The sequence below is a fragment of the Bartonella sp. AA81SXKL genome (genome assembly GCF_042196945.1).
In the GTDB taxonomy this organism is placed as follows: domain Bacteria; phylum Pseudomonadota; class Alphaproteobacteria; order Rhizobiales; family Rhizobiaceae; genus Bartonella.
Genome location: NZ_JBHIRH010000137.1, coordinates 1 through 944 on the forward strand (window position 1 = coordinate 1; position 944 = coordinate 944).

At 47.4% G+C, this 944-nt stretch carries 2 pseudogenes; both read left to right on the plus strand.

The window, feature by feature from the left end:
* Positions 1-455, plus strand: a pseudogene (locus ACFINZ_RS10110) (hypothetical protein); the annotation flags it as partial.
* A 190-nt stretch (positions 456-645) separates the two neighbouring features.
* A pseudogene (locus tag ACFINZ_RS10115) lies at positions 646-944 on the plus strand (phage tail protein); the annotation flags it as partial.

Here is a 944-nt window from a genome sequence, read left to right on the forward strand (position 1 = left end):
TGGGAAAGCAGTGTGTAAACGGTAAGTCTGGAGGAACAACAGCTGTTGGAAAGAATTTTATTACGGCGACAGGAGGACATGGTGGTGGGGGTGCTTCTGCCTATCAATCTCACACGGGATTTGGTGGTGGTACGACTACCTACTATTCAGGCGGTGGCGGTGCTGGAGGAACAGGTGGAAACTTTGGCTTGGCAACGGATGAGCACCTAGGACTTGCTAAAGGCGGGAATGGTTATGCTGGAACAAGCGGAATTACGAGTAAGACAAGCGGTAACGGAGGTGATGCTGGGGGTGATACATCAAGAGGTGGCGCTGGAGGGATAGGACAAGGTTCCTATAGTTCAGGAAAAGCAGGGCGTGGTTTTGGTGGTGGTGGTGCTGGCTCTCATGGAGATTCCTCTCCAAGCGGTGCTGGAGCCGATGGTGCTGTCCTTATAAGGTTATGGAAAGAATAAATGGATGCACAAGTAACCAAGATACGACAGAAGTCAAATGGATAGCTGTTCTATAAGCAGGCTTATATGTTTTTAAGTCCTTTTATCGCTCTTTAAAAGCCCTTTGAAAGGGCTTTTTTTGACTGACAGTGTCAGGCTTATGGAGCATGGTGATGGTTGTTATTCTCTCTTCATTGATTTGGAGAGCAAGATGGCAATAGAATTTAATCATGGGATTCGCATTGTAGAGGCTGGTGAGGATTCCCGTCCTTTAGCAACATTTGATCAGACCGCCATTGGGGCGGTTGTTACAGCCCCTGATGCTGACAACCAAGTTTTTCCCCTCAACGAGCCTGTATTGGTCTTCACCCATGATACAGAAAAAATCCAAAAGCTTGGGACAAGAGGCACGGCTCTTGATGTTATTAATGCTGTGTGCGCACAGGGGATTGAGGCACAAATTATCCTTGTGCGTGTGGAAGAAAAATCAACCATTGCTGAGACACAAAC